Source organism: Pseudanabaena biceps PCC 7429, assembly GCF_000332215.1.
In the GTDB taxonomy this organism is placed as follows: Bacteria; Cyanobacteriota; Cyanobacteriia; order Pseudanabaenales; family Pseudanabaenaceae; genus Pseudanabaena; species Pseudanabaena biceps.
Genome location: NZ_ALWB01000358.1, coordinates 1 through 3,231 on the forward strand (window position 1 = coordinate 1; position 3,231 = coordinate 3,231).

The window sequence follows — 3,231 nt, forward strand, 5'->3', positions numbered from 1 at the left end:
AATCTTCCCCAAGTTCTTAAACATCGTTGCGCTTATCTCAACCTCAATCTTGCCTAAGTATATTTACTCAGTGCCTAATTGAGATGCTCCCAACTTTAGCGATCGCGGCGCTTATTGGTAATGAATAGTAATGAAACTTGCAACTAGATTTGCATCTAATTTTGTAACCGAATATTAAGAAAATCTTGGCGAGCAAGAAGAATTATTGAGAACTGTCAATGCTTTTGAGTCGCTACTGTTAGGCTAGCAATTATTAAGCATTAAAAATTTTTATTCGTTAAAGTTCGGTGGTTTTAAAATGTACAATAAATCAGCTAAAGATCCTGTAGTTGCCGCAGTTACCGCAGGTTTGGGAGCTGGAGCGGTAGCCTGTTTCAGTGTTAGTCAAGGACAAAATATCATTGTTGCGTTTGGAGTAACTATTTTTGCTACTACTGTTGCTTTGATCGTAGATCGGTTGTTTTTTAATTAAAATAATAATTAAAATAAATATCAATCCTCATAAATAAGAGCGTGCAATGCACGCTCTTATTTATGAGGATTTAATTAGGATTAAGTACCTTAGCATAATTAAAATCTAGATCTAAAACCTGCGGCGTACGCGCAGCGTACGCCGCAGGTTTTAGGGTTTTATATTTAATTAAGCCCACTTACTTATTCAGAAATAGTTACTATAAATTGGGGATAGCTAGGAAATTGAGTACTGAACTAAAAAAATTTGTTATGTGGGGCAGCTACTGCGAAAACGTTCTTGAAAAACGTGTGCCCTTTCGCCAAGCCCATCTTGACAACCTCAAGGCTTTGCATGAGATGGGGACATTGCTAACGGTTGGTCCCACACAGGATGTGACCAAAGTATTCGCCATATACGTCGCCCCCGATGTGGCGGCGGCAAAAAAATTGGTCGAGTCTGATCCCTATTGGCAAAACGGTATTTGGACAGATTACCAAATCCATGAATGGATTCAGGTCTACTAAAGTTGAATAGAAGGGCGCAAAGCGCCCTTTTATTCGTTATCGGTATTGGTGGTACTAACGGCAAAGTGCTTAAAAAGAATACGGCTCGTACCTGCGATCGGAGGAGCGATAATTGCGCCCACAACGCCAAAAAGCTCCGCTCCCACAATAATTGAAAGTAAAAGCTCAAAGGGATCGAGGTTTAAATAGGGTGCAACTAGCCAAGGTTGCAAGATAAAAGCCTCGATTTGTTGTAATGCAAAGCAAATAAATAGGGCGATCGCCCCTCGATTAAAATCAACTCCCCATGCTGCTATAAAAATTGCGGCAAGCGCCATTAAACCACCGATATAGGGAACGAGATTGGCGATCGCTACCAATAGTCCCAAGGCTCCTGCATAAGGAATTCCACAAATCGATAGGGTTAGATAGGTGCAAAACCCTAGCAAACTAGAAGTACCAACCCTACCCACCACATAGGCTCCCAAACATCTGGTAATCGGGGGAATGAGAATTTCGACCTCTTGGCGAATCTGTTTAGAAAAGGGACGTAAGCACCTTCTTAGCAAGCTGTCTGAATGAACCACCATGTAGGCCGCAAGCAACATGCTTAAAACACCAACACCGATCGCATTGACAACTTGCAAGGTGAATACAAAGGTTTGACTAACTATGTCCTTGCCAAAATTTTGAGCTTGATCGATTAATGGTTGAGTTTGCAAAATGTGATTGAGCTGGTCTTGGCTAAAATTTGCAATACCGCTTTTCGGGAGCTGGATCTGCTCTAGTAGATTTGGCAATTTAATAAAAAATTGTCCTAATTCCTGAATGATTTGCGGTGCAGGGGCGATCGCCAAAACTATCACGATCAACAAAAATAAATAGAGCAGGGACACCGCCCAGATCCGATTTAAGCCGATTTCCCATTGCTTGACCTTAATCCGAAAATTGGTCATTTGCTCGATAATAGGCGTAATTGCACCTGCTAAAAACAAGCTAGTCAGCAATAATTGCACTGTCTGCCGTAATCTAAAGACAAGATAAATCGCAACAGCAATAATTAAAATGCGTTGTAGATATTTACCAAGCGGAGTTTTGCCATTTAACACAGTTGTGATGTCGTCTCTAACTGTTCAGGAATCAAGTCAGTGATCAAATTAGTGATCAAGAAGATAGAAGCGCTTCTTACCGCCTCTACCTATAATTACCATAGCAAGATACTCAATCACTAAAAATTTCACATGAATTACGGGTATGAAGCGATCGCGATCGGGCGACGTATTTTACTGGAATTATTTCGCACCTATCGTACTTTACTCCTGTGGGTGATCTTTCCCATTTCGATGCTGTTGCTAAATGGTTTTGTCTTAGCGGAGGGGTCTAAAATTACCACGATGGAATCTTTTAAACTTTCTGCTCCTGCGACTTTAATTGGTTCGGCATTATTTTTTAGTTGCCTTGGGGGCACGATGTCCACCATCGTTTCAGAGAGAGAAAGCCTGACGATTAAGCGGTTACTCATTTCCCCGATCAATGGGGTCTCCTACTTTTTAGGGATTTTCTTTGCCTATGCCACCATTGGGCTCGGACAGACCCTCATTGTTTATACTGTTGCCGCCTTTTGGGAAGTGCGGTTTAGTGGATCGATCGCCTTGGGGATTTTAGTGATTTTGGCAAGTATTGGCTCCTATGTGGGGATGGGATTTGTCCTTGCCACCAAATTTGCGCGCAAGGTAGAAGATGTTAATTCCCTAGTGGCGGGGGTGGGCGTACCGCTATTGATTTTGGGCGGGGCATTTTTCCCGACGACTTTTTTGTCTAAAGATTTACTTTTAATTACCCAATTTAATCCTGTCTACCACATGAGTGAAGCTTTTACGGCGCTATCGACTAATAGTAAAAGTATTACCAGTACAGATATGATGCTGCATCTGCGATTTTTAGTAGGATTTTTTGTCGTAGCGATCGCATCAGGGTGGCTAGCCTATAAACGCATGTTAAAAAGCGAAAGTCATCTCTAAATAAATCTCTAATACGAAAAATAAAAATGGCTACGCCATTTTTATTTTTTCAAACCCTTACTAGATTTGGTATTTAATTCACAAAAGTGTTGTCACACTTTCGTGAATCGGGACTATAACAAGCCCAAAAGATGAGTGGCGGCGCGAAGCGCCGCCACTCATCTTTTGGGCTTTATGTCCTAAGCAAACCTTACGTTGCTAAGTAGCTGGACATAATTAAAACCCAAAAGCTGTAGCGCATGCGGAGCATGCG

The 3,231-nt window shown here is 41.6% G+C and carries 4 protein-coding genes; 3 read left to right on the forward strand and 1 reads right to left on the reverse strand.

Annotated elements, in window-relative coordinates:
• Positions 1 to 298: 298 nt before the first annotated feature.
• Together PSE7429_RS26705 and PSE7429_RS22240 are read left to right on the forward strand one after the other, a co-directional pair.
• Positions 299 to 472 (forward strand): hypothetical protein, encoded by a 174-nt coding sequence (locus tag PSE7429_RS26705; protein WP_009629642.1) that lies wholly within the window; start codon positions 299 to 301, stop codon positions 470 to 472.
• A gap of 251 nt (positions 473 to 723) precedes the next feature.
• Positions 724 to 978 carry a YciI family protein gene (locus PSE7429_RS22240; protein ID WP_009629643.1) on the forward strand — a complete coding sequence of 85 codons (255 nt, stop codon included), beginning with the start codon at positions 724 to 726 and terminating at the stop codon, positions 976 to 978.
• Positions 979 to 1,007: 29 nt separating this feature from the next.
• Here PSE7429_RS22240 and PSE7429_RS22245 read toward each other — a convergent pair whose 3' ends face one another.
• Positions 1,008 to 2,066: an AI-2E family transporter gene (locus PSE7429_RS22245; RefSeq protein ID WP_009629644.1), complete on the reverse strand. Its 1,059-nt coding sequence runs from the start codon at positions 2,064 to 2,066 to the stop codon at positions 1,008 to 1,010.
• Positions 2,067 to 2,198: 132 nt separating this feature from the next.
• Between PSE7429_RS22245 and PSE7429_RS22250 the strand changes: the two genes are divergently transcribed.
• Entirely contained in the window at positions 2,199 to 2,978 is a 780-nt protein-coding gene (locus PSE7429_RS22250; protein ID WP_009629645.1) for an ABC transporter permease, read from the forward strand.
• Positions 2,979 to 3,231 lie beyond the last annotated feature (253 nt).